The sequence below is a fragment of the Pseudomonas panipatensis genome, assembly GCF_900099785.1.
In the GTDB taxonomy this organism is placed as follows: Bacteria; Pseudomonadota; Gammaproteobacteria; order Pseudomonadales; family Pseudomonadaceae; genus Pseudomonas; species Pseudomonas panipatensis.
On record NZ_FNDS01000016.1, the window covers coordinates 52,263 to 72,830 of the forward strand.

Consider the following 20,568-nt stretch of genomic DNA (forward strand, 5'->3'; position numbering starts at 1 on the left):
TCAATAAACCGTTCTAGTCTGCGGCTTTTCGCCTAAAAGAGGGCCTCGCTGCGGATGAAGGTTTTTTCACCGATCGACTAAAGATTTCTTCATTGGGTTTCATTTGTCCGGCGTCACCTTGCACGCCACCCTGCACCTCGATCCGGCGGTACGCGCCGGTGAAAATCCCTTTAGCCAGCGAGGTGGCCCGATGTCCCGCAAGCCTTTGTTGATCTTGCCCGTTCTATCTCTGTTTGCCGTCTTGGCCGGCTGTGCCGGTCCGATCCCTCGCGCCAATCCCAGTCAGGCATTAGTACGCCTGGGCGCGCAGTCACCAGACCAATTGGTCGCAGAATCCCAGGATGGAAAAGCGCCGGCGGATGTTCGCTACTTCGAATTGGCGAGTGGAGCGCACGACCTTCAGGTGCAATTGGATAAAAGCGGAGACGACGAGCCCGACCAGTCCATCTGCCATGCCACCCTGCATTACGACGGCTTCCATGCTGGCGAGCAGTACATGTTGCAAGAAAGCAGCCTAGGCAAGGCGCTGCGCCTGGATCTGTACGATGCCCAGGGCAATGCATTGGCGCCGACCGCGGCTTTCCACTGCTTCCCCAGCTGAACACTCAATATCATGAGTTCAACGGCCGCAGCGTGTTTTGACGCTGCGGCCGTTTGCCTTTCGGAGTACCCACCGTTGCGCCTCTACCGAGAAGGAAACCTGAAGATGCGAGCATCTAGACTGCGACTATCTGGCCTTGGGATGCTGGCTCTAATCGCTGGTTGTGCCGGTCCAATGCCCCAGCCCGATCCGTCCAAGGCTTGGGTGAGTCTTGAGGAAGAAATCCAGGATGTAATGCTGGCGGACAAGCTGGATGGCAATAGCCTGCCCGATGGCCGCTACTTCGAGATTCCGCCCGGCAGCCACGATCTGCAGGTTCAGTTGCACGTGGATAACAATGACTCTGCACCAGTCCTCTGTGATGCCAAATTGCACTATGCGGGCTTCGTCGCTGGCGGACATTACAGCTTGAAGGAAAGCCATTTGGGGGCGGAGTACCGCGTGCGGCTTCATGACGCCTCGGGCAAGCAGCTAGCGGCGACCGATGTTTTCTATTGCGTCCCCGGCTGAGGCTGTCGCGATTGGGCTGAATCCCTGCCAGAGGGGCAGCTATTTATCTGAACCCGTCGAGCCCGCCTGGCGTCATGTTGAACTGCTGATCGATAGCCGGGATTGCTTTCCGCTCCGGGCTGGAACCGAGCGAGGTGCGCCCGCGGCGTCCAACCAACTGCTCGCCAGGCCGGCCCCCTGATGCGTCGGTGCCATCACTTCAAGCCAGGTTTTCAGTCGCCCCCCCCTCCGGACTCACCGGCAAGCGGATTTCTCAGGGGCCATTCACCAGGTCTCCGGCAGGCAAATGCGTACTTCTCTCGACTGATTGATCCCGTTGCGGGTTCGCAGGGTTTCCTGCTCATGTCTTATTGGAGGTGAAGGGGCTCACACACCTGCCAGCTATTCGATGCCGCTCATTCGGTGAGTCGGGCGCGCGAAGCGAGGTTTAGTCGATTACGGCTGTGAGCCCGTTCACCCAGACGTTCATGTTAAGGCCTGCGCATACCGGGTTGCTGAGTGGTCGCATTGAACCTGCCCCATTGCTCCCTTCAGTCAAGTGATGAGCCGGGGTGGCAGTAGATACTGAAGCATGCTCCGCCAAGCAGGCTCTTGCCGAGCTGGTAAGGGTAACCGTGCAGGTTGAGAATGGCCGAGACGATCGAGAGGCCGAGGCCGAAGCCGCTTTGGGCAACTCCCTGACGGCCCCGAAATAGGCGTTGGAACACCGCCTGGCGTTCTTCCAGAGGCACACCTGGTCCGGAGTCCAGCACCTCGATGCAACAAAAGCCGTTGCGTTCGGTGGCACGCAGTACAATGTGGCCGCCCTCGGGAGTGAACTTGATTGCATTGCCCAGCAGATTGCCGAAGGCCTCGAAAAGCAGAGCGCGATCTCCTCTGAATCCAGGTAATTGTTCTACGCACTCCAGGGTCAGCGATTGCCTGCGCTCCTCGGCCAGCGGCAGGTAGAATTCGTGCAACTCGCGTAGCAAAGGCAGCGGCTGCAGATCATCGAAGGAAGAGCGCCGTCGGTGATCTTCCAGTTCGGAAATGCGCAGCAGGGCGTGAAAGCGCAGCATCAGCGAGTCGGTCTCGCCGATGATCCGTTCAAGCTGGGTAGACTGTGGCGGCGAGTCTATCTGCTGCTGAAGGCGATGCAGCTGCGTGCGCAGGTGGGTGAGTGGCGTGCGCAGGTCGTGGGCGATGCTGTCGCAGACACCTTTGACTTCCTGCATCAGTTGCACGATGCGGTCGAGCATCCCGTTGACGATGGCCGCCAGCATGTCCAACTCATCACGCCGTTGAGATAGCGGGAGGCGCCGCTCCAGGTCGCCGGCGATTATAGCCGCAGCGCAGCGCTGGATCCTTTGGATGCGTCGTTGCGGGCGGCGACGCAGCAGGTGCCAGCCGATGATGCCAGGTATCAGGGTCAGGGAAATACCCCACAGCAGCGCATGGAGGATGATTCGAGTGACGGCACTGAGTGAGCCGTTGTCGCGCACCAGCACCAGTAGGCGTCCATTGTCCGCATGGACCAGAAGGGCATAGCAACTGCTTCGTAGTTGGCTCCCGTCGATCATGCGATCGCAACGCTTCAGACGGTGCACCTGGCCGTCACGCTTGAGATTGAGAGGGATGTGGTGGATCTTGCCGCTGATGGGCAGACCATTGCGATCGAACAGCCCGTAGGCGTCATTGACTCGCTCGTCGAACACCTGACCAGTGCTCAGCGCGGCGTCCAACTTGTCGCCTTCGAAACGAGAGAACAGGTTCGCTCGCGAGATCAGCGAATGCGCCGAGAGGCTGTCCAGGGAACTAGATACCTCCCAGTAGAGGATGCCCATCAGCAAGCTGCCCCAGGCAATGAAAAGAAAACTGTACAGTGCGAGCAACCGGCTGCTCGATGATCGCCATCCCTCAGACGGATTCGGCAAGGACATACCCGACTCCTCTCACTGTCCTGAACAGAGGTCTCAGCCCCGGCTGGTCGATCTTTTTGCGCAGGCGACCGATGTGCACGTCGATGAGGTTTGTGCCGGGGGTGAGGTGGTAGCCCCAGACTTCTTCGAAAATCATCAACCGCGACAGCACCTGGCCGACGTTGCGCATGAGGAACTCCAGTAGTTTGTACTCGGTGGGTAGAAGCTCGAGTAGCTGGCCGTTACGCCGGGCCTCATGTTTGATCAGGTCGAGTTCCAGGTCGGCGACGCGCAGTATGGTGTCCGCCGTGTCCACCTGCTGCTGGCGGCGCAGCAGGACCTCGACCCGGGCGGCCATCTCGTCCGGTGCGAAGGGCTTGGTCAGGTAGTCGTTGCCGCCGGCGCGCAGGCCGCGGATGCGTTCGTCGACATCGGATAGGGCGCTGATTATCAGTACCGGAGTGGTGATGCCCAGGGTGCGTAGCGTAGTGACGATGGCCAGACCATCGAATTCCGGCAGCATGCGGTCCAGCGTAATTACGTCATAGCTGCCGTTGGCAGCCCTAAGCAGGCCCTCGCGGCCGTTACGCACCCATTCCACGTCAAGGCCGTGGCATTGCAGCTCAGTAAGGATTTCCTGCCCGATGATCTCATCGTCTTCGATCGTCAGGACACGTCGCCCTGCTGGCTCCGCTTGGTGCAATTGCCTGCTCTGCGGTGAGCGCACTTGATCCGACCTTGAGGTTCTTTTCATTTTCGCGGTAGACGCCAGTTCTTTGATGGGGCGCGGAAGCGGGTGCAGGGGATGCCCTTTTCAATATGTCCTGACATCAGAAAGCACTCTGGGGGGCAGTGATCAGCAGCGATGGTTCTGATGGTTGGAAGAGCGCCGGCAGGCTGGAATTTAGCAGTTTAGAGGAGAGTCTCATTGATCGGTTACCCCAATTTTCGAATATGTAATTGAATTTTCGGAGTTTTGCGCATGAGTTGTGGATTTCTTCAATAAATTAAAGTGTCTGATCTTATCAATTTTCGGCAGGGTGTTAGGAGAAAGCTCAAGCTGGCGTGTGGCGTGTGGCGTGTGGCGTGTGGCGTGTGGCGTGTGGCGTGTGGCGTATTAGGTTTTTCCAGGAGGGTTAAGGCAAATGAACGAAAATGAAATATTGTTAACTTAATTAAATTTTATTAATTTTCTTTAGATTCTATTTCCCCTCAAGTCGTCGCGTGAGCGCCAGTCGCTGGTGGCTGATCTCGCTGATTTTTGGCTAATAAGATTCAAATGGCAGCCAGGGGAGGTATAGGGCTTTTGGTTTTATATAATTATCCGTTGGTGACATTGACTTTGGCTGGCTAGGCGCTCTCTTCTGCAAGGGTTGAGCTGCCGGCACTAATGCAGTCCCCTCTCGCAATGGAAATCCCAATAGGAATATCTGGATCACTGTTAGTTCCTGCGTAATCAGGATCCTCACTGGCATTGAGACAGCGAAAGCGGGCAGGTAATGTGCGGCTGGTGGTTAGCTGTGGGATGCGTGGTTGTGAGTCTTCTGTGTCACCAGCAACGCAGAGCAGGCTCGACGGATTCTGTGCGGCGACGATGCGCTGTGGCGGAATATGCGCAGGCAGACGCCGGCCTGGCGTGGCCATTGGCAGCTCGGGGCCGAAGGCGCTTTTGGTCCTGCGCAGGCGCTGCCTCGCACTCCTCGGACGCAATCGAGCGCCTCGATGTATCAGAAGGGCGTCGCGCGAGGAGTGATGCACTGAATTGTCGTACATACGACAGGTTGGAATGCAGCGGGTTTTGCCGGTGATATGGCAGGTCGGTTTTTCCTCGAGCGCGCGCAGTGCTTCCTTAAAAAATTATTCATTTTTGCAGCGAGGTAAAGCACCAGGATAGGGTGCGGCGGTGGATAAGGGGCACCTTCTTCACTGGCGGATAAAAAAAGAGGGCCACCCCAGTTGCTCGGTGGCCCTAGAAGGAGCCAAGAGATTATCAATGATCGACAATGGTGTTTCGATTAAAATTTATTTCATTAAGTTTAAATTGCAGGTTTACGGTTCGTGATGGGGAGGTTTTATATTGGTTTCTACCGGAGGCTGCGGATGATTTCTTCACGGATAGCTGCAGCTTCATGCGCGTCGAGCTTGTCACCCTTGATCTAACCAGAACATTGAGCGCTGCCCGATGACGTCGAGATGGCGCCAGACAATGGGGGACGCGAGGAGTCTTTCGCAATCAACTGAGCGTTCACGCCATTCCCTGTTCACTGCATTGATAGCGGCAAAGGCTTCCACCGAACAGCTCGTCCCTCATTAGTTGAGCGCAAACCGTGGGTGGTAGGATGAGACATTGCGTATGAGTAGGTCGGGGAGTTGATCATGCGTCGCATATACCCACACTCCAGCAACTACTCCGGTAGGGAATCTGAAAAAAAATTCATTTCCAAGGGAACAGGCTGAAATGTCCAGCGCTGTAGGATTTCCTCGAGCCTAGAGCTTGAATCAATACAGATATGTATTGGCGCCCCCTGTAAAAGGAGTCTGCATCATGAAATCCATTAAAGCGATGTTGGTTTTGGCCCTGATGGGCGTATCTGTTGCGGCCATGGCCGAAGACGGTGGCGACAAGGTAATGGCAAGAATGATTGCCGCTCGAGACGCTTCGATGGCCCATTACCTTCAAGTAGAGCACGCTCGTACTCAGACTGCAGTTGTCACTAACCAAGGTTCAGGGTCCGGAAAAGTTCAACGCACTAACTGATGCTGTTCTGCCCCAGTTGCCTGTCTGACCGTCGGCATAGACCTTATGCGCTTAATTCTCGTGGCATGCCGGCGGTCAGCTTGGCAAGCTGTGGGCCAAGACGTTGAAACAGTAAACTCTAGGTTATCCAATGTCCGGCACAGTTAATTTTGAGGTCTTTTCTGAATCTATTCGATACCCCGAGCCTGGCACGGTTAAGATTAGTGAATGACTGAACCCTTCATCAAGTTTTTGCCGCAAGCGATAAATGTGTTTGTCAATGACATTGTCATTCGGAGAGAAGTCATAATCCCAGACGCTTTCAAGTAGCATAAGGCGAGTGACGACCTTGCCAGCATGGCGCATGAGTTGCTCCAGAATTAGGGTTTCCCGATGAGCGAGTGGGATTCTTCGGCCGTGACGTGTTGCCAAGCGTAGTGCGCAATCCAGATATAATTCCCCGACTCGAAGGATGCGTGCTGGTCCCGGCGAATGATTGCGAGTACGCAATAAGGCCTCAAGGCGCGCAAGTACTTCCATGAGAGAGAAGGGTTTGGGCAAATAGCCATCGCAACCTGCTCGCAATCCTTCGATTCGTTGCTGAGTCAAGGCCATGGCGCTGAGCATCAATACAGGAACAAACTCACCCTGACGGCGAAGCTCACGAACCAAGGTCAAGCCATCCATGCCGTGCAAACATCTGTCGAGAATAAGGGCATCGTAGATGCCCTCTAGCGCAAGGGCCAAGCCATCCGGTCCAGTTTTAACCGCATCAACGACATGCCCGGCTTCGCTGAGTCCGCGAACCAGGTAGGAGGACGCGCTAGTGTCGTCGTCGATCACCAGAATTCGCATGCGGACCTCGACAATGGAAGAGTGAAACTTTTTTCGTGCCGTCGAAACTATGCAGGCCTCGCCGACTCGACACACTATGGCATCAATTCGCCCAGAAGGCAGCGTCGCGGACGGCCCAGTCGCGCAACGCGGCAAGAAGACCACAACCTCAAGTGACGGCCTTTGAGGGTGGGCCTGCCTCCTCTGGTGAGGTAGATGTCGCCCTCCAGGATGATGGCGTCTCCGTCTTTTCGATCAGTGAGGGCTTCGATGGTTTTCTGCGGGCAGCGACGGTGTCTTCGATCTCGCCGCTCATTAATCGACTAATCGTCGTCGCAGCAATTTAGAACCACCCGAGACGCCTGCAGGCGCTATAAATCAAATACACACCAAGACCACAGACAAAAATTCCAAATAGCAGGCGTAGTTGAGATCCCGGTATATGGCTGGCAAATATCGCTCCAACCCAAGAGCCAAGGAACATGGTTGCAGCGAGAATAATGGCAGCACGTATGTCGACACTCCCATGTCTATAGTATTCGATCGCCGCTGCAAGACCTACAGGTGGCAGTAGAACTGCCAGTGAGGTGCCAGTTGCCATATGCTGGGAAAAACCAGCGAAGTAGATCAAGGCGGGAACTATGACGATGCCACCGCCAACGCCGAATAGCCCCGCAGAAATGCCACCGAGGGTGCCGATAACAATGAATAACAACCATGCTGGCACGGAGTTTCTCCTTTCTCAAAGGATCAAGAAGTTCAACTTTACCCTGAACAGCCCAGCAAGTATTGGATGAATTGCTAAGATATGCATTTTTTGAAGGAAGGATGTGTCGCCTGTACGAGTCCGGAAAGGGATCCTGTAAAACTAGGTGCTATCGCCGGACAATGCGATGCAGTTGCTTTCTGAGTGCCAGCGTCGATGTTGGTTCGCCATCCGTTTCTGTCGACTGAACCATCGGGTCAACCCTGGTGTGGGCTAGGTGAGTATTTCTGATCCGCATACTGACCACATGGGAATCAACGTCATGCATGCCGGCGTACACTGCTTGGCCTGTCCTGGGCAGGGGCGCTGACTTCCTGCGTCTGTTCGTTCTGCTGATGTTCTACATCGGCATGAGTTTCCTGCTTAAGTGATTCATCCCTAGGAGAAAGCGATGCTGCCTTATCCACAGATCGACCCGGTTGCGGTGTCGCTCGGCCCCCTGAAAGTCCACTGGTACGGCCTGATGTACCTGATCGGCATCGGCGGCGCCTGGTTCCTCGCCTCGCGCCGGCTGAACCGCTTCGATCCGACCTGGAGCAAGGAGAAACTCTCCGACCTGGTGTTCTGGGTGGCCTGTGGCGTGGTCCTCGGCGGCCGCATCGGCTACGTGCTGTTCTACAAGCTGGATTACTACCTGGCCAACCCGCTGGGCCTGTTCAAGGTCTGGGAGGGCGGCATGTCCTTCCATGGCGGACTGCTCGGGGTGATGCTGGTGACCTGGTGGTTCGGCAAGCGCAACGGCAAGAGCTTCTTCCAACTGATGGACTTCATCGCACCGCTGGTGCCGATCGGCCTGGGCGCCGGGCGTATCGGCAACTTCATCAACGCCGAGCTGTGGGGTAAGCCCACCGACGTGCCCTGGGCGATGATCTTCCCGCCCTACAGCGACCCGGCGCAGCTGCCGCGCCACCCCTCGCAGCTCTATGAGTTCGGCCTGGAAGGCATCGCCCTGCTGATCATCCTCTGGCTGTTCACCAGCAAGCCGCGGCCGACCGCCTCGGTCTCCGGGTTGTTCATCCTCTGCTACGGCCTGTTCCGCTTCTTTGTCGAATTCTTCCGCCTGCCCGACGCCGACCAGGGTGCCGGTGGCAACGGCGGTCCGGGCTACCTGGCCTGGGATTGGCTGACCATGGGCCAACTGCTCTGCGTGCCGATGATTCTCGGTGGCATCGCACTGATGATCTGGGCCTACCGCTGCGCGGCGGCCAGGGCTCCGCTCAGATGAGCCTGACGTCGATCGAGAAGTTCGCCGATCGGTGAGTTCTCCATTAACCATCAAATCCCCACGCAGTTGCCAATGGGCTGGTCGTAATTGTCTCGCCAACCCCGCAATAGGCCGCCTAAGCGGATTGTTTGTCAGTGGCCAGATCGCACCAGGCCTTGCCAAGGCGGCCATTGGCGAGGGCGCTGGCAGCGACAGGATTGCGTAGAGCAGGAGCTGCTGCAGTTCGTTTCGCCACGGGGCGCCCTTGCCCACTACCAGTCGCGATGGCTGGTGCCAAAGTGCGCTAGCAAGAGCGGCTGATGGAGTTCTTCGTTGATTCAATGAACCGCTTTAGTCTGCGGATTTTTACCTAACAGCCGACCTCTCGTTTGGTGAAGGATTTTTCATCTTCCTAGTAAAGATTTCTTCATGGGGTTTCATTTGTCCGCCGCCGCCGCGCGCGCCACCCTGCACCTTGTTCCAAGCGCCCCGGCCATGCCGCCGCGCCATTCCGGGGCTAGTGTATTCCCCCTGTCTCGAGGTCTCTGCATGTCACATCTAAGTCGCCTGTCCATCCCCGCTTTGTCGCTGGTCGCCCTGCTCGCCGGCTGTGCCGGACCCATGCCCAAGCCGGATCCGAGCGAAGCCTGGGTCAGCCTCGGCGAGGAAACTCCGAACGTGCTGATGGCCGAGAAGCTCGACGGGATGAACTTGTCCGACGGCCGCTTCTTCGAAGTACCGGCCGGCGCCCACGACCTGGAAGTGCAGCTGTACGATAACTCCGATAGCAACGCCCAGGAGGTGTGCGACGCCACGCTGCGCTACGACGGCTTCGTCCCTGGCGCTCGCTATCACTTGCAGGAAACCAGCCTTGGCCGCGAGTTCCAGGCCAGGTTGTATGACGCCAAGGGTAAGCAGGTAGCTGAAACCGATAACTTCCGCTGCATTCCCGGCTGAGTCGTCTCAGGACGTGTTCCGGCAACCGGCGCCGCGTCGGCGAGGATGCGAGTTCCTCGTCCGCCGTGTCGCGTTACCCGTCGCTCAGCGTTCGCGCAGCAGCAACGAACGCTTCAGGCGATAGCCGTAGCCGCGCAATGTCTCCAGGCAATCTCCCGCCCCCAGCTCAGCCAGTTTGCGCCTCAGCGCGGCGATGCGCCGTTGCAGGCGCGCCGGCTGGATGTCGCCGCCATCGCCCCACAGCGCTTCTTCCAGGCGCGCGATCGGTATGACCCCGCCGTGGCGACCAAACAGTTCCAGCAGCCGCTGTTCGTCGCGGGTCAGTTCGACGCGCCGGGCGCCGAGGCCGAGCTGCGGTAGCCCCAGGGACAGCCAGAGTCCGATGGCGTCAGCGGGCGCTGGCACGCTGCGCAACAGTGCTTGCACCCGCGCGCGCAGTTCTCGTGCGCTCACCTCGACGGGCAGGCACAGGTCAGCGCCGGCGCGCAGGCAGGCCACGCTATTCGATGCGCCGCAGCCATGAAGCACCAGCAGCGCCGCCTGTCCCCGGGGGGCGGCGCACAAGGACAGCAGGGCGGGGTACTGCGCGGGCAGCTCGAGCACCACCAGTTGGAACTGTCCTGTGGTCATCAAGTGCCGCGCCTGTTCCGGGCTGGCGTAGCTGGCGGCCAGCGGCAGATCGCGGGCCCGCGAACCGTCGGCGTCACGAGTAACGTAAAGCAGACTCAACGACTTTCAATCCAGCGGCGATGCGGCGTGACAGCAGACACAGAAACTGGCACCGCCCAGTTCGCTCTGCTCAATACGGTAGGGGAAACCGTGCAGGGAGAAGATCGCCGCGACGATCGACAGGCCGAGGCCGAAGCCGCTCTGGGTGCTTCCCTGGCGGCCGCGGAACAGTCGACGAAACACCGCTTCGCGCTCCTCGGGCGGCACGCCGGGGCCGGAATCGAGAACCGCGATGCAGCAGAAGCCATCGCGCTCAAAGGCACGCAGGCTGATGCGCCCGCCGTCGGGGGTGAACTTGATGGCGTTGCTCAGCAGATTGCCGAAGGCCTCGAACAGCAGTGCGCGGTCGCCCCTGAAACCGGGCAATCCCTCGGCGCAATCCAGATCCAGGGACTGTCCGTGTTCCTCGGCCAGCGGCAGGAAGAATTCCTGCAGCTCGCGCAGCAGCGGCAGCGCCTGCAAGTCCTCGAAGGAGGCCCGCCGGCGGTGGTCTTCCAGCTCGGAGATGCGCAGCAGTGCTCGGAAACGCAGCATCAGCGAATCGGTCTCGTCGATGATCCGCTCGAGCTGGGCGTTCTGCTGCGGCGAGTCGATCTGCAATTGCAGACGGTGCAGTTGCGCGCGCAGGTGGGTGAGTGGCGTGCGCAGATCGTGGGCAATGCTGTCGCAGACGCCTTTGACTTCCTGCATCAACTGGACCACGCGGTCGAGCATGCCGTTGACGATGGCCGCCAGCATGTCCAGTTCGTCGCGCCGCTGCGATAGCGGCAGGCGCCGCGCCAGGTCGCCGGCAATGATCGCCTCGGCGCTACGCTGAATTTGCTGGATGCGCCGTTGCGGGCGGCGGCGCAGCAGGTGCCAGCCGATGATGCCGGGAATCAGGGTCAGGGAAATGCCCCATAGCAGCGCGTGGAAGATAATTCGGTTGACGGCGCTCAGCGAGCCGTTGTCGCGTACCAGTACCAATAGGCGCCCGTTGTCGGCGTTGACCAGCAAGGCGTCGCAACTGCTCTGCAACTGGCTGCCGTCGATCAGCCGGTCGCAGCGCTTGAGGCGGTGCACCTGGCCATCGCGCTTGAGGCTCTGGGGAATGTGGCTGACCTTGCCGCTGATCGGCTTTCCATAGTGGTCGAACAGCCCGTAGGCGTCATTGGCCCGTTCATCGAAGACCTGGCTGGTGCTCAGCGCGGCGTCCAGCTTGTCGCCCTCGAAGCGTGAGAACAGGTGGGCGCGAGAGCGCAGCGAGTGCGCCGAGAGGCTGTCCAGGTAGCTGGACACCTCCCAGTAAAGGGTGCCCATCAGCAGGCAGCCCCAGGAAACGAAGAGGAAGCTGTACAGCGCGAGCAGCCGGCTGCTCGACGAGCGCCAGCCCTTAGAGGGGTTCGGCAAGGACATAGCCGGCTCCGCGTACTGTCTTGATCAGTGGCTCCAGGCCGGGCTGATCGATCTTTTTGCGCAGGCGGCCGATATGCACGTCGATAAGGTTGGTGCCGGGATCGAAGTGATAGCCCCAGACCTCCTCGAAGATCATCAGCCGCGAGAGCACTTGGCTGGCATTGCGCATGAGGAACTCCAGCAGTTTGTACTCGGTGGGCAGCAGGTTGAGCACCTGGCCGTTGCGCCGCGCCTCATGGTTGATCAGGTCGAGTTCCAGGTCGGCGATGCGCAGCACGGTTTCCGCCGAGCCCACCTGTTGCTGGCGGCGCAACAGGACCTCGACCCGCGCGGCCATCTCGTCCGGGGCGAAGGGCTTGGTCAGGTAGTCGTCGCCGCCGGCGCGCAGGCCACGGATGCGTTCGTCGACATCGGAGAGGGCGCTGATCATCAGTACCGGGGTGGTGATGCCGAGGGTGCGCAGGGTGGTTACGATGGCCAGGCCGTCGAGCTCCGGCAGCATACGGTCGAGAGTGATCACGTCGTAGCCGCCGCCGACCGCCTTGACCAGGCCCTCGCGGCCGTTGCGCACCCAGTCCACTTCCAGGCCGTGGCATTGCAATTCGGTGAGGATTTCCTGGCCGGTGATCTCGTCGTCTTCGATCGTCAGGATGCGTCGCATGGTTCGTTCCGCGTGGCTCGATGGCCTATTTTGCGTCGAACGAACGCCGTGAATCCTTAAATCTTTTTTCATTTTTTCGGGCGGACGCCGCGGCAGGACGGGCGCGGGAACGGACAAGGGGGGAAATCCGTCCCGCGCGCCCAGGATCAGAAGATGTTCAGCGGGTACTCGGTGATCAGGCGGGTCTGCTCCAGGTGCCCCCCGGTGGAGGCGTCGCCGGCGTGCCAGGCCTGGCGCAGGCGGAAGCTGAGGTTCTTCGCCGGACCGCTCTGCACCACATATTTCGCCTCGGCATCGGTCTCGTGCTCGCGGTCGTTGGCGCCGTAGAGGCCGTAGTAGGCCGAGTCGCTCGCCAAGTGCGTGCCATCGATGCCCTCGCCGCGGATGTGGCGGACCATGAAGCTCAGGCCGGGCACCCCGTAGCTGGCCAGGTCGAGGTCGTAGCGGACCTGCCAGGAGCGCTCACCAGGGCCGTTGAAGTCGGAGTACTGCACCGAGTCGGCGAGGTTGATCGAGTTGCCGTAGCGGCCGGCGGCGACGCCTGCATCCATGCTGCCGAAGCCCATGTAGTCGAACGGCTGGTCACCGTGGACCTTCTGCCCGGCCAGGGTGAAGGTGTGCGCGCCGAGGATGTAGGCCACAGCCAGCGAGTAGGCGGTGGTGTCGATGGTCCCGGCCTTGGCGCTACCGCTGTCCTGGGTGCGGTAGAGGTTGAAGTCCAGGCCCAGAGATTGCTGGTCGGCCAGCGGCTGGGTGTAGTTGAGGTTGAGGTAGTACTGGTCCCAGATGTCCTGCAGGCGGTCGGCATACAGCGAGGCATTGAACTGCTTGTTGAAGGTGTATTTGCCGCCGGCATAGCTGGCCGCCGAACTGCTCACCCCGCCATAGCTGGTTAGCAAATCGCCGTCGTGGTGGGTGCTGGTGGTGCCGGTGGCGGAGGTGAAGCGTCCGGCGTCCAGATCCAGGCCGTCGATTTCCTGGCTGCCGAGATGGAAGCCGGTGGCGGTTTGCGGCATCAGGTAATTGTCCGCGGTGGCGAATACCGGCGCTGTGGGGCGCATGTCGCCATAGGCCAGTGTGGTGTTGGAGACGCGTATTTTCACGTCGGCGCCAGCCTTGCCGTAGTTGCTGGCGGGATCGCCGTTGTGGTCGTAGGGCACGTTGGGCGAGCCGATCCGCCCGGAGCCGCCATCCAGCTTGAGCGCCAGGTAGCCGAATGCGTCGACGCCGAAGCCGACCGTGCCCTGGGTGAAGCCGGAGGAGTAGTCGAGCAGTTCCGCCTGGCTCCAGTCGCGCTGGTGCGAGCCGGGGCCGGTTTGCTGCCAGAACAGGTTACGGCTGAGCAGGTTGAGGCTGCTATCCTCGACGAATCCCTTGGCGTCGGATTGCTCGCTGGCCAGTGCCAAGCCCGGCAGCCCCAGGGCCACGGACAGCGCCAGGGCACTGCAATTAAATGGCTTCGACGAATACCTCATCGATCGATTACTCCCAATTTGGAACAGTGAATAGAATTGTTGGAATTTCACCCGTGAATGGCGCTCGTCTTCTTTCGCATTTGCATCTGAGTGCAAATGGCGAGAGTCGATACAGCGACGTCGGGCCAGAGTGTTTTTGTCTGGCGCCTTGTGCATTAAGTGTCGGGCGAAGAACGATGACAAATGAATGAATATGAAACTTTATTCATGTATTTAATCTGGCTCGGTAAATGGCCTTTGCATTGATCTCGTGGCAGCCCTGAAGTGCTGGAGAGAACGCCACCTGGAGCCGATTCGGCGGCTCTGTTGCGCGGACAGGCTGAGTAATGCGGGGCTATCGCTCAGGCAAAAAAAAGGCCGCCCAAAGAGTTGGCGGCCTTAAAGGAGCGGGCAAAGTATCCATGAGCGAGGTATTACCTTCTATTAAAAATAATTCATTCGATTACGGGATGAATCCGTTCTCGAATAGATTTAAGCAGTGCAGAAGGAGAAAGAGCACGCCGCCATGCAAGCGTATTGGCCTCGAACTACAAGGTGACACACCCGATGAGCCCAGAATTCCGACTGCGATGGCCAAGTCTCGCTTCAGTGGCGCGCCGAGAAGGCTATCGGCGTACGCGTCGGATCCGTCAAAAAATGTGAAATTTCGATCTGAGAGATGAACACGTCTAAACACGGAAACGAGCCTGCATGTACTTGCCTACAACCTTAAACGACCGATGAGCATCTTCGGCGTCAGCGGTGCAATGGAGGCACTGCGTGCCTGAAACCGGCCATTTTCCTGTGTCTCTCCACCACAAACTGCCGTAGATCGTCCCAGAAAACTCTGGCAGCGGTTAACAGCCTGTGGTCGATATCGTCGCGTACACCTTTGGGGCTCAATTCCAAATGCGGTTCTGGTGTAAGCCTCTTGCTGTTTTCACACAGCCTGGACTCGAAGCTGCCGGTCGGAAACGGTAGAGGCCGACCAGGCGCTGACCTTTGGCCATACCTTCGGCTATTTACATGACACGTTCCCTTTAGCGCTGTTTCTACTTTGCCAGCAGCATGATCACGAACACTGCCAACCAGAAATAGAGGTTGATACCCATGCCTTTGGCATAAGTCTCGGGCGGTTCCTTGTCGTTACCGGCAATATTGAAGCGGGCAGGGTGATGGTGGGAGGCTGGTCTATGCTGCTAGGTTGAATGTTGCTTACGACACAGACGAGGCCGCCTGCGTCGCAAGCGCATGCAACATGCGGAGGCGCCAAATGATACCGATTACCAGAAGAGGATTCTTGAAGGTGAGCGGTGGGGTTGCCGCAGGCGTGGCTATCGGGGTTCCCGATGTATTACATGCAGCGACACTTGCACCGGAGACTCAGGGACGAGTCAATCTTCCCTATCCACTGCATTCCATCGCCAAGAAGCAACAGCTGCAAACCAACACCCCAGTTCCGTTCTCGTACCCTGACGCATCATCACCCTGTGCGCTGCTCAAGATGGGACATGCAGTCCCTGGAGGGGTAGGGCCTGATCGCGATATCGTGGCGTATAGTCTTCTGTGCACCCACATGGGCTGTCCGGTTGCCTATGACGCTGAGCGACGGGTGTTCAAATGCCCCTGCCATTTCAGCATTTTCGACCCTGAGCACGCGGGCCAAATGGTCTCTGGACAGGCAACCGAGAAGCTGCCCAGCATCGTACTTCAGTACGACCCCAAAGATGAGTCGGTACACGCAGTGGCCATCGAAGGGTTGATCTACGGACGCCAGTCCAACCTCCTGTAACTAGGGGATCAGCATGGCTACCAATAAAGACCGTGTGGCGCTGCCTCCCATGGGCGCCCAGAAGACCAATCTCACCTGTCACTTCTGCATCGTGGGTTGCGGCTACCACGTCTACAAATGGCCGGAGAATCAGGAGGGAGGAAGAGCGCCAACAGACAACGCGCTTGGGCTCGACTTCCGCAAACAACTGCCGCCGATGTCGATCATCATGACCACGGCCATGCAGAACACGATCACCGACCAGGATGGCACACGGCACAACATCATGATCGTGCCCGACAAGCAGTGCTCGGTGAATCAGGGGTTGTCGTCCACGCGCGGTGGCCAGCTGGCCACTGTGATGTACACCCCTGATGGCGTGGGTAAGGAGCGGCTGCGCAGCCCACGCGTGTATGTGGCAGACCAGTGGGTGGACACCAGCTGGGATGATGCCCTCGCGCTGTACGCAGGTGTCACCAAGAAGATCCTGGACAACGACGGGCCATCCGCCATTGCGTTCGACTGCTTCGATCATGGCGGTGCCGGTGGCGGGTTCGAGAACACCTGGGGCACCGGCAAGCTGATGTTCACGGCGCTCAAGACTCCACTGGTGCGTATCCACAACCGCCCGGCCTACAACTCCGAGTGCCACGCCACTCGTGAGATGGGTATCGGCGAGCTGAACAACAGCTACGAAGATGCCGAATTGGCGGACGTCATCGTCGCTGTCGGCTGCAACTCGTACGAAACCCAGACCAACTACTTCCTCGCTCACTGGCTTCCCAATCTACAGGGCCAGACCGTCGAGAAGCGCAAGCAGCGCTTCCCTGGCGAGGAAATTACTTCCGCCAAAGTGATCTTTGTTGATCCGCGACGAACACCGACCATCGCCGTCGCCGAGCAGGTAGCCAAAGACAGCGTGCTTCACCTGGACATCGAGCCGGGCACCGACATCGCCTTATTTAACGCGCTGCTGACCTACGTTGTTGACCAGGGATGGCACGACAAGGAGTTCATCGAGGCTCACACCAAGGGATTCGACCAGGTGCTGAAGGCCAACCGCACATCTCTGGAGGACGCCAGCCATATCACCGGGGTGTCGGTGGAGAAACTCAAACAGGCCGCCGAGTGGGCCTACAAGCCCAAAGCATCGGGCCACCGCCCCCACACGATGCATGCCTACGAGAAAGGGATCATCTGGGGCAACGACAACTACCTGATCCAGTCCTCGCTAGTCGACCTGGTGCTCGCTACCCACAACGTCGGGCGGCGGGGTACCGGTGTAGTTCGGATGGGAGGCCACCAGGAGGGCTATACCCGCCCGCCTTATCCGGGCAGCTCCAAGATCTACGTGGATCAGGAAATCATCAACGGCAAGGGGATGATGTACACGGCCTGGGGCGCCAATCCGTTCCAGACCACCCTCAATGCTGAACAGCATCGAGCTGTCATCCTGAAGCGTGCCGGCATCGTGCGCGAGGCCATGGCCAATGTCCGTGGCGGTGGTACCGAGCAGATGATCGAGGCGATCTACGATGCCGTGAAGAACAAAGGCGGGCTCTTCGTCGCCAACATCAATCTCTATCCGACCAAGCTCGCCGAAGCTGCCCACGTGATGTTCCCGGCAGCTCATCCAGGTGAAATCAACCTCACGTCAATGAACGGCGAACGCCGGATGCGCTTGTCGCAGCGCTTCACCGATCCACCTGGCTCGGCCAAAGCCGATTGCCTGATCGCGGCAGCCATCGCCAACACGCTGAAGCAGCTGTACAGCACGGAAGGCAAACAGGATATGGCGGCGCGCTTCGAGGGCTTCGCCTGGCAAACCGAAGAGGAGGCCTTCAACGACGGCTTCCGCATGGCTGGTCAGGCCGGTGCAGGCCCCATCGACAGCCAGGGCGGTACCACAGGCAACCTGGTCACCTACGAGCGCTTGATCGCCATGGGCAACAACGGCGTCCAGCTACCTGCCAAGGAATTCCGTGACGGTAAGTTGATCGGTACCGAGATGCTCTACACCGATTACAAGTTCGATACCCCGGACGGCAAGGCAGAGTTCAAGCCAGCGCCTTGGCCTGGGCTTCCGAAGCCAGTTGCAGAGCAGAAGGCGAAGTACAAGTTCTGGGTCAACAATGGGCGCATCAACGAGGTCTGGCAGACGCTCTACCACGATCAGTACAACGAGTTCGTGCGGCAACGGGTGCCGATGGCCTTCCTGGAGCTCAATCCGGAGGACGCACAGTCCCTGAATATTGCCTCCGGTGATGTGGTCGAGGTGTTCAACGATTACGGCTCTACCTACGCGCTTGCGTACCTTGAGCCGGACATCAAGCGGAACCAGACCTTCATGCAGTTTGGCCACTTCAATGGAGTCATGGGTGACCTGACCACGCCCTGGACGGATCGAAACGTGGTGCCCTACTACAAGGGGACATGGGCGAACATCCGGCGCATAGGTTCAGTCGAGGTGTTCAAGCAGACAATCAGCTTCAAGACGCGCAGGTTTAGCGCGTAGCGTCCATCTGCAGCGTCCGTCCTCGCTTGGAGGGCGGGCGCCGCCTGCCGCATTACCTCGCTCTGGCAGTTCTTCCTGCACACCATCGCCAAATGTCGGCTCAAGGTGGCAGTCATAGAAGTGTCACTTGCAGTTTATTCGAAAAAACGTATATTCGGAAAACCATATACGAGCTGAGTCCCCTGCGATGACTGACAAGATCCGTGTTCTGTTCGTCTGCACTGCCAACGCCGCCCGTTCCCAGATCGCCGAAGCGCTGCTTCGCTACACCAACTCCGAGCGCTTCGAAGTGTTCAGCGCAGGCACCCAGCCCAAGAGTGTTCATCCGCGCACCTACGAGGTTCTTAAGCATCTTTCCATTGATACCAGCGACCTGCGCAGCAAATCGCTCGATGAGTTCGAGGGCGAGCAGTTCGACTATGTCATCACGCTCTGTGACAAGGCCGCCCAGGAGTGCCAAACCTTGCCAGGTGCGGGAGAACGCTTGGCTTGGAACTTCGAAGACCCGGTGACCAGCGAAAAACCTGACGCCTTCCGCCACACGCTTCATGAGATTCACGAGCGCATCAAGATGTTCGTGCTCGTGAAAACGAGGAGCTAAAACAGCCATGACTGAACACCTGACGCCAATAACGGTATTCAAATGCCTCGCTGACGAAAACCGCGTTCGGATGATGCTGATGATCGCTCGCGAGGAGGAGCTCTGTGTTTGTGAGCTGACCTGTGCACTGGACGAAAGTCAGCCCAAGGTCTCGCGCCATCTGGCGCAGCTGCGTACCTGTGGCTTGCTGGAAGATCGTCGGCAAGGGCAATGGGTCTACTACCGTCTGCACCCCGATCTCCCGGTGTGGGTTCGCCAGATTCTTCTGACGACACTGGAAGCGAATCGGGAATGGCTAAGCAGCAGTTCGAAGCGCCTGGACAACATGGGTGACCGTCCCGAGCGCGTCGCTGCCTGCTGCTGATGACTACCGAGAAAAAGCGATGAAAGTCCTGTTCCTCTGCACCGCCAACAGCTGTCGCAGCATCCTGTCGGAAGCGATTTTCAATCACCTTGCTCCGGTCGGCATGAAGGCATTCAGTGCCGGCAGCCAGCCCAAGGGAGCAGTGAATCCGTTGTCCATCACTGCCCTGCAGCGAGCGGGTATTTCTGCGGAAGGCCTCAGCAGCAAGTTGACCGAGGCCCACGCCAACCTGGCACCGGACTTCGTCATCACCGTCTGCGACAAGGCGGCTGGCGAGGCTTGCCCTGTGTTCTTCGGGCATGCAGTGAAAGCGCATTGGGGGCTTGCCGATCCGTCCGACCTGCAAGTGGGCGCAGCGGAGTTGGACGCTGCTTTCGACGCCACGCTTGAACACATCAAGCGACGCATTGCGGCGTTTCTCGCACTGCCCTTTGAACAACTCGATGCCGCCCAACTCAAGACCGAGCTGGCACGCATCGGAACGCTCTGAAGTTACGGAGACCCACCATGAGCAAGAGCCGTCTTTCATTCCTGGATCGCTACCTGACGGCCTGGATCTTTCTCGCCATGGGGATTGGGATAGGGCTCGGCAGTCTCTTCCAGGGATTGCCGGCCTGGCTGAACAGCCTTTCGGTGGGCTCGACCAACATCCCCATCGCTATCGGCCTGATCGTCATGATGTACCCGCCGTTGGCGAAGGTGAAATACGAGGAGCTGCCGCAGGTCTTCCAGGACAAGCGCATCCTTGCTTTGTCGCTGATTCAGAACTGGGTCGTCGGCCCGGTTCTGATGTTCGTGCTGGCCGTAGTCTTTCTCTCGGACAAGCCCGAGTACATGACGGGCTTGATCCTCATCGGCTTGGCGCGTTGCATCGCCATGGTGCTGGTGTGGAATCAGATCGCGGGAGGCAACAACCAGTACGTTGCCGGACTGGTCGCCTTCAACAGCATTTTCCAGATCCTGTTCTTCAGCGTGTACGCCTGGATCTTCCTCGGCCTGCTGCCGCCGCTGTTTGGCCTGGAAGGCAGTGTCATCCAGACCAGCTTCCTCGATATCGCCAAGTCGGTGCTGATCTATCTGGGTATCCCGTTCCTGGCCGGCTTCCTGACCCGCAAGATCCTTATCAGCCGTAAGGGGGCAAGCTGGTATCAGGCGCACTTCATTCCGAAGATCAGCCCGCTGACGCTCGTGGCGTTATTGCTGACCATCGTCGCCATGTTCAGTCTCAAGGGCGACATGGTGCTGCAGTTGCCACTGGACGTGGTGCGAATCGCCATCCCCCTGACCATCTACTTCGTGGTGATGTTCTTCATCAGCTTCTGGATGGGCAAGCTGCTGGAAGCCGACTACCCGCGTACCACCGCGCTGGCCTTCACTGCTGCGAGCAACAACTTCGAACTCGCCATTGCCGTGGCCATTGCCACCTTCGGCCTCGCCTCGCCGGTCGCCTTTGCGACCGTGATTGGGCCGTTGGTGGAAGTACCCGTACTGATCTCTCTGGTGGGCGTTGCCTGGTGGCTCAAGCGTCGCTGGTTCGATCAAGCCTCTGGCAGCCTTTCCCAGGAGTGAAA

At 58.9% G+C, this 20,568-nt stretch carries 19 protein-coding genes; 11 read left to right on the top strand and 8 right to left on the bottom strand.

Annotated features, from left to right (window positions below; all coding sequences use genetic code 11):
- Positions 1–118: 118 nt before the first annotated feature.
- On the top strand, positions 119–601 hold the full coding sequence (locus tag BLQ74_RS27260) for a PA0061/PA0062 family lipoprotein (RefSeq protein ID WP_139199127.1): 483 nt from the start codon (positions 119–121) through the stop codon (positions 599–601).
- Positions 602–742: 141 nt separating this feature from the next.
- Entirely contained in the window at positions 743–1,111 is a 369-nt protein-coding gene (locus BLQ74_RS25295; protein WP_483153935.1) for a PA0061/PA0062 family lipoprotein, read from the top strand.
- A gap of 530 nt (positions 1,112–1,641) precedes the next feature.
- Here the strand turns inward: BLQ74_RS25295 and BLQ74_RS25300 are convergent.
- Positions 1,642–3,030 carry a sensor histidine kinase gene (locus tag BLQ74_RS25300; RefSeq protein WP_090268024.1) on the bottom strand — a complete coding sequence of 463 codons (1,389 nt, stop codon included), beginning with the start codon at positions 3,028–3,030 and terminating at the stop codon, positions 1,642–1,644.
- Positions 3,008–3,712 (bottom strand): response regulator transcription factor, encoded by a 705-nt coding sequence (locus BLQ74_RS25305; RefSeq protein WP_244507266.1) that lies wholly within the window; start codon positions 3,710–3,712, stop codon positions 3,008–3,010. The genes BLQ74_RS25300 and BLQ74_RS25305 overlap by 23 nt, the downstream gene beginning before the upstream one ends.
- Positions 3,713–5,554: 1,842 nt before the next feature.
- Between BLQ74_RS25305 and BLQ74_RS25310 the strand changes: the two genes are divergently transcribed.
- Positions 5,555–5,767 carry a co-regulatory protein PtrA N-terminal domain-containing protein gene (locus tag BLQ74_RS25310; RefSeq protein ID WP_090268027.1) on the top strand — a complete coding sequence of 71 codons (213 nt, stop codon included), beginning with the start codon at positions 5,555–5,557 and terminating at the stop codon, positions 5,765–5,767.
- Positions 5,768–5,890: 123 nt separating this feature from the next.
- Here the strand turns inward: BLQ74_RS25310 and BLQ74_RS25315 are convergent, their stop codons facing one another.
- Together BLQ74_RS25315 and BLQ74_RS25320 are read right to left on the bottom strand one after the other, a co-directional pair.
- Complete coding sequence (locus tag BLQ74_RS25315) at positions 5,891–6,601, bottom strand: response regulator transcription factor (protein ID WP_090268029.1); 711 nt, start codon at positions 6,599–6,601, stop codon at positions 5,891–5,893.
- A 322-nt stretch (positions 6,602–6,923) separates the two neighbouring features.
- Positions 6,924–7,307, bottom strand: coding sequence for a sulfite exporter TauE/SafE family protein (locus BLQ74_RS25320; protein ID WP_090268031.1), 384 nt, complete (start codon positions 7,305–7,307; stop codon positions 6,924–6,926).
- A gap of 430 nt (positions 7,308–7,737) precedes the next feature.
- On the opposite strand from BLQ74_RS25320, the gene lgt reads away from it, so the two are divergent.
- Entirely contained in the window at positions 7,738–8,571 is an 834-nt protein-coding gene (gene lgt / locus BLQ74_RS25325; RefSeq protein ID WP_090268033.1) for a prolipoprotein diacylglyceryl transferase, read from the top strand.
- 528 nt (positions 8,572–9,099) lie between these two features.
- Positions 9,100–9,507: a PA0061/PA0062 family lipoprotein gene (locus BLQ74_RS25330; protein WP_090268035.1), complete on the top strand. Its 408-nt coding sequence runs from the start codon at positions 9,100–9,102 to the stop codon at positions 9,505–9,507.
- A gap of 84 nt (positions 9,508–9,591) precedes the next feature.
- Here the strand turns inward: BLQ74_RS25330 and BLQ74_RS25335 are convergent, their stop codons facing one another.
- The 4 genes from BLQ74_RS25335 to BLQ74_RS25350 form a co-directional block, all read right to left on the bottom strand.
- The gene (locus BLQ74_RS25335) at positions 9,592–10,236 is read right to left on the bottom strand and encodes a winged helix-turn-helix domain-containing protein (RefSeq protein ID WP_090268037.1); all 645 of its coding nucleotides are present in this window, start codon (positions 10,234–10,236) and stop codon (positions 9,592–9,594) included.
- 6 nt (positions 10,237–10,242) lie between these two features.
- Entirely contained in the window at positions 10,243–11,631 is a 1,389-nt protein-coding gene (locus BLQ74_RS25340) for a sensor histidine kinase (protein WP_090268039.1), read from the bottom strand.
- Entirely contained in the window at positions 11,609–12,292 is a 684-nt protein-coding gene (locus BLQ74_RS25345) for a response regulator transcription factor (RefSeq protein ID WP_090268041.1), read from the bottom strand. The genes BLQ74_RS25340 and BLQ74_RS25345 overlap by 23 nt, the downstream gene beginning before the upstream one ends.
- Positions 12,293–12,438: 146 nt before the next feature.
- A complete protein-coding gene (locus BLQ74_RS25350; protein WP_090268043.1) occupies positions 12,439–13,767 on the bottom strand; it encodes an OprD family porin in 1,329 nt (442 codons plus the stop codon).
- A 1,252-nt stretch (positions 13,768–15,019) separates the two neighbouring features.
- Between BLQ74_RS25350 and BLQ74_RS25355 the strand changes: the two genes are divergently transcribed.
- From BLQ74_RS25355 to arsB, 6 genes are all read left to right on the top strand, one after another.
- The gene (locus BLQ74_RS25355) at positions 15,020–15,538 is read left to right on the top strand and encodes an arsenate reductase (azurin) small subunit (protein WP_090268045.1); all 519 of its coding nucleotides are present in this window, start codon (positions 15,020–15,022) and stop codon (positions 15,536–15,538) included.
- 13 nt (positions 15,539–15,551) lie between these two features.
- Entirely contained in the window at positions 15,552–18,032 is a 2,481-nt protein-coding gene (locus BLQ74_RS25360; RefSeq protein WP_090268047.1) for an arsenate reductase (azurin) large subunit, read from the top strand.
- Positions 18,033–18,219: 187 nt separating this feature from the next.
- Complete coding sequence (locus tag BLQ74_RS25365; RefSeq protein ID WP_090268049.1) at positions 18,220–18,633, top strand: arsenate reductase ArsC; 414 nt, start codon at positions 18,220–18,222, stop codon at positions 18,631–18,633.
- A 7-nt stretch (positions 18,634–18,640) separates the two neighbouring features.
- On the top strand, positions 18,641–18,997 hold the full coding sequence (locus tag BLQ74_RS25370; protein ID WP_090268051.1) for a metalloregulator ArsR/SmtB family transcription factor: 357 nt from the start codon (positions 18,641–18,643) through the stop codon (positions 18,995–18,997).
- 19 nt (positions 18,998–19,016) lie between these two features.
- Positions 19,017–19,487, top strand: a complete 471-nt coding sequence (locus BLQ74_RS25375; protein WP_090268053.1) for an arsenate reductase ArsC — start codon at positions 19,017–19,019, stop codon at positions 19,485–19,487.
- 17 nt (positions 19,488–19,504) lie between these two features.
- Positions 19,505–20,566, top strand: coding sequence for an ACR3 family arsenite efflux transporter (gene arsB, locus BLQ74_RS25380; RefSeq protein WP_090268055.1), 1,062 nt, complete (start codon positions 19,505–19,507; stop codon positions 20,564–20,566).
- Positions 20,567–20,568 lie beyond the last annotated feature (2 nt).

Coding starts and splice junctions, on each gene's coding strand:
- BLQ74_RS25370 (WP_090268051.1), top strand. CDS start 18,641: ATGACTGAACACCTGACGCCAATAACGGTATTCAAATGCCTCGCTGAC.
- BLQ74_RS25375 (WP_090268053.1), top strand. CDS start 19,017: ATGAAAGTCCTGTTCCTCTGCACCGCCAACAGCTGTCGCAGCATCCTG.
- BLQ74_RS25360 (WP_090268047.1), top strand. CDS start 15,552: ATGGCTACCAATAAAGACCGTGTGGCGCTGCCTCCCATGGGCGCCCAG.
- BLQ74_RS25350 (WP_090268043.1), bottom strand. CDS start 13,767: ATGAGGTATTCGTCGAAGCCATTTAATTGCAGTGCCCTGGCGCTGTCC.
- BLQ74_RS25295 (WP_483153935.1), top strand. CDS start 743: ATGCTGGCTCTAATCGCTGGTTGTGCCGGTCCAATGCCCCAGCCCGAT.
- BLQ74_RS25310 (WP_090268027.1), top strand. CDS start 5,555: ATGAAATCCATTAAAGCGATGTTGGTTTTGGCCCTGATGGGCGTATCT.
- BLQ74_RS25365 (WP_090268049.1), top strand. CDS start 18,220: ATGACTGACAAGATCCGTGTTCTGTTCGTCTGCACTGCCAACGCCGCC.
- BLQ74_RS25355 (WP_090268045.1), top strand. CDS start 15,020: ATGATACCGATTACCAGAAGAGGATTCTTGAAGGTGAGCGGTGGGGTT.
- BLQ74_RS25315 (WP_090268029.1), bottom strand. CDS start 6,601: ATGCGAATTCTGGTGATCGACGACGACACTAGCGCGTCCTCCTACCTG.
- lgt (WP_090268033.1), top strand. CDS start 7,738: ATGCTGCCTTATCCACAGATCGACCCGGTTGCGGTGTCGCTCGGCCCC.
- BLQ74_RS25345 (WP_090268041.1), bottom strand. CDS start 12,292: ATGCGACGCATCCTGACGATCGAAGACGACGAGATCACCGGCCAGGAA.
- arsB (WP_090268055.1), top strand. CDS start 19,505: ATGAGCAAGAGCCGTCTTTCATTCCTGGATCGCTACCTGACGGCCTGG.
- BLQ74_RS25330 (WP_090268035.1), top strand. CDS start 9,100: ATGTCACATCTAAGTCGCCTGTCCATCCCCGCTTTGTCGCTGGTCGCC.
- BLQ74_RS25340 (WP_090268039.1), bottom strand. CDS start 11,631: ATGTCCTTGCCGAACCCCTCTAAGGGCTGGCGCTCGTCGAGCAGCCGG.
- BLQ74_RS25300 (WP_090268024.1), bottom strand. CDS start 3,030: ATGTCCTTGCCGAATCCGTCTGAGGGATGGCGATCATCGAGCAGCCGG.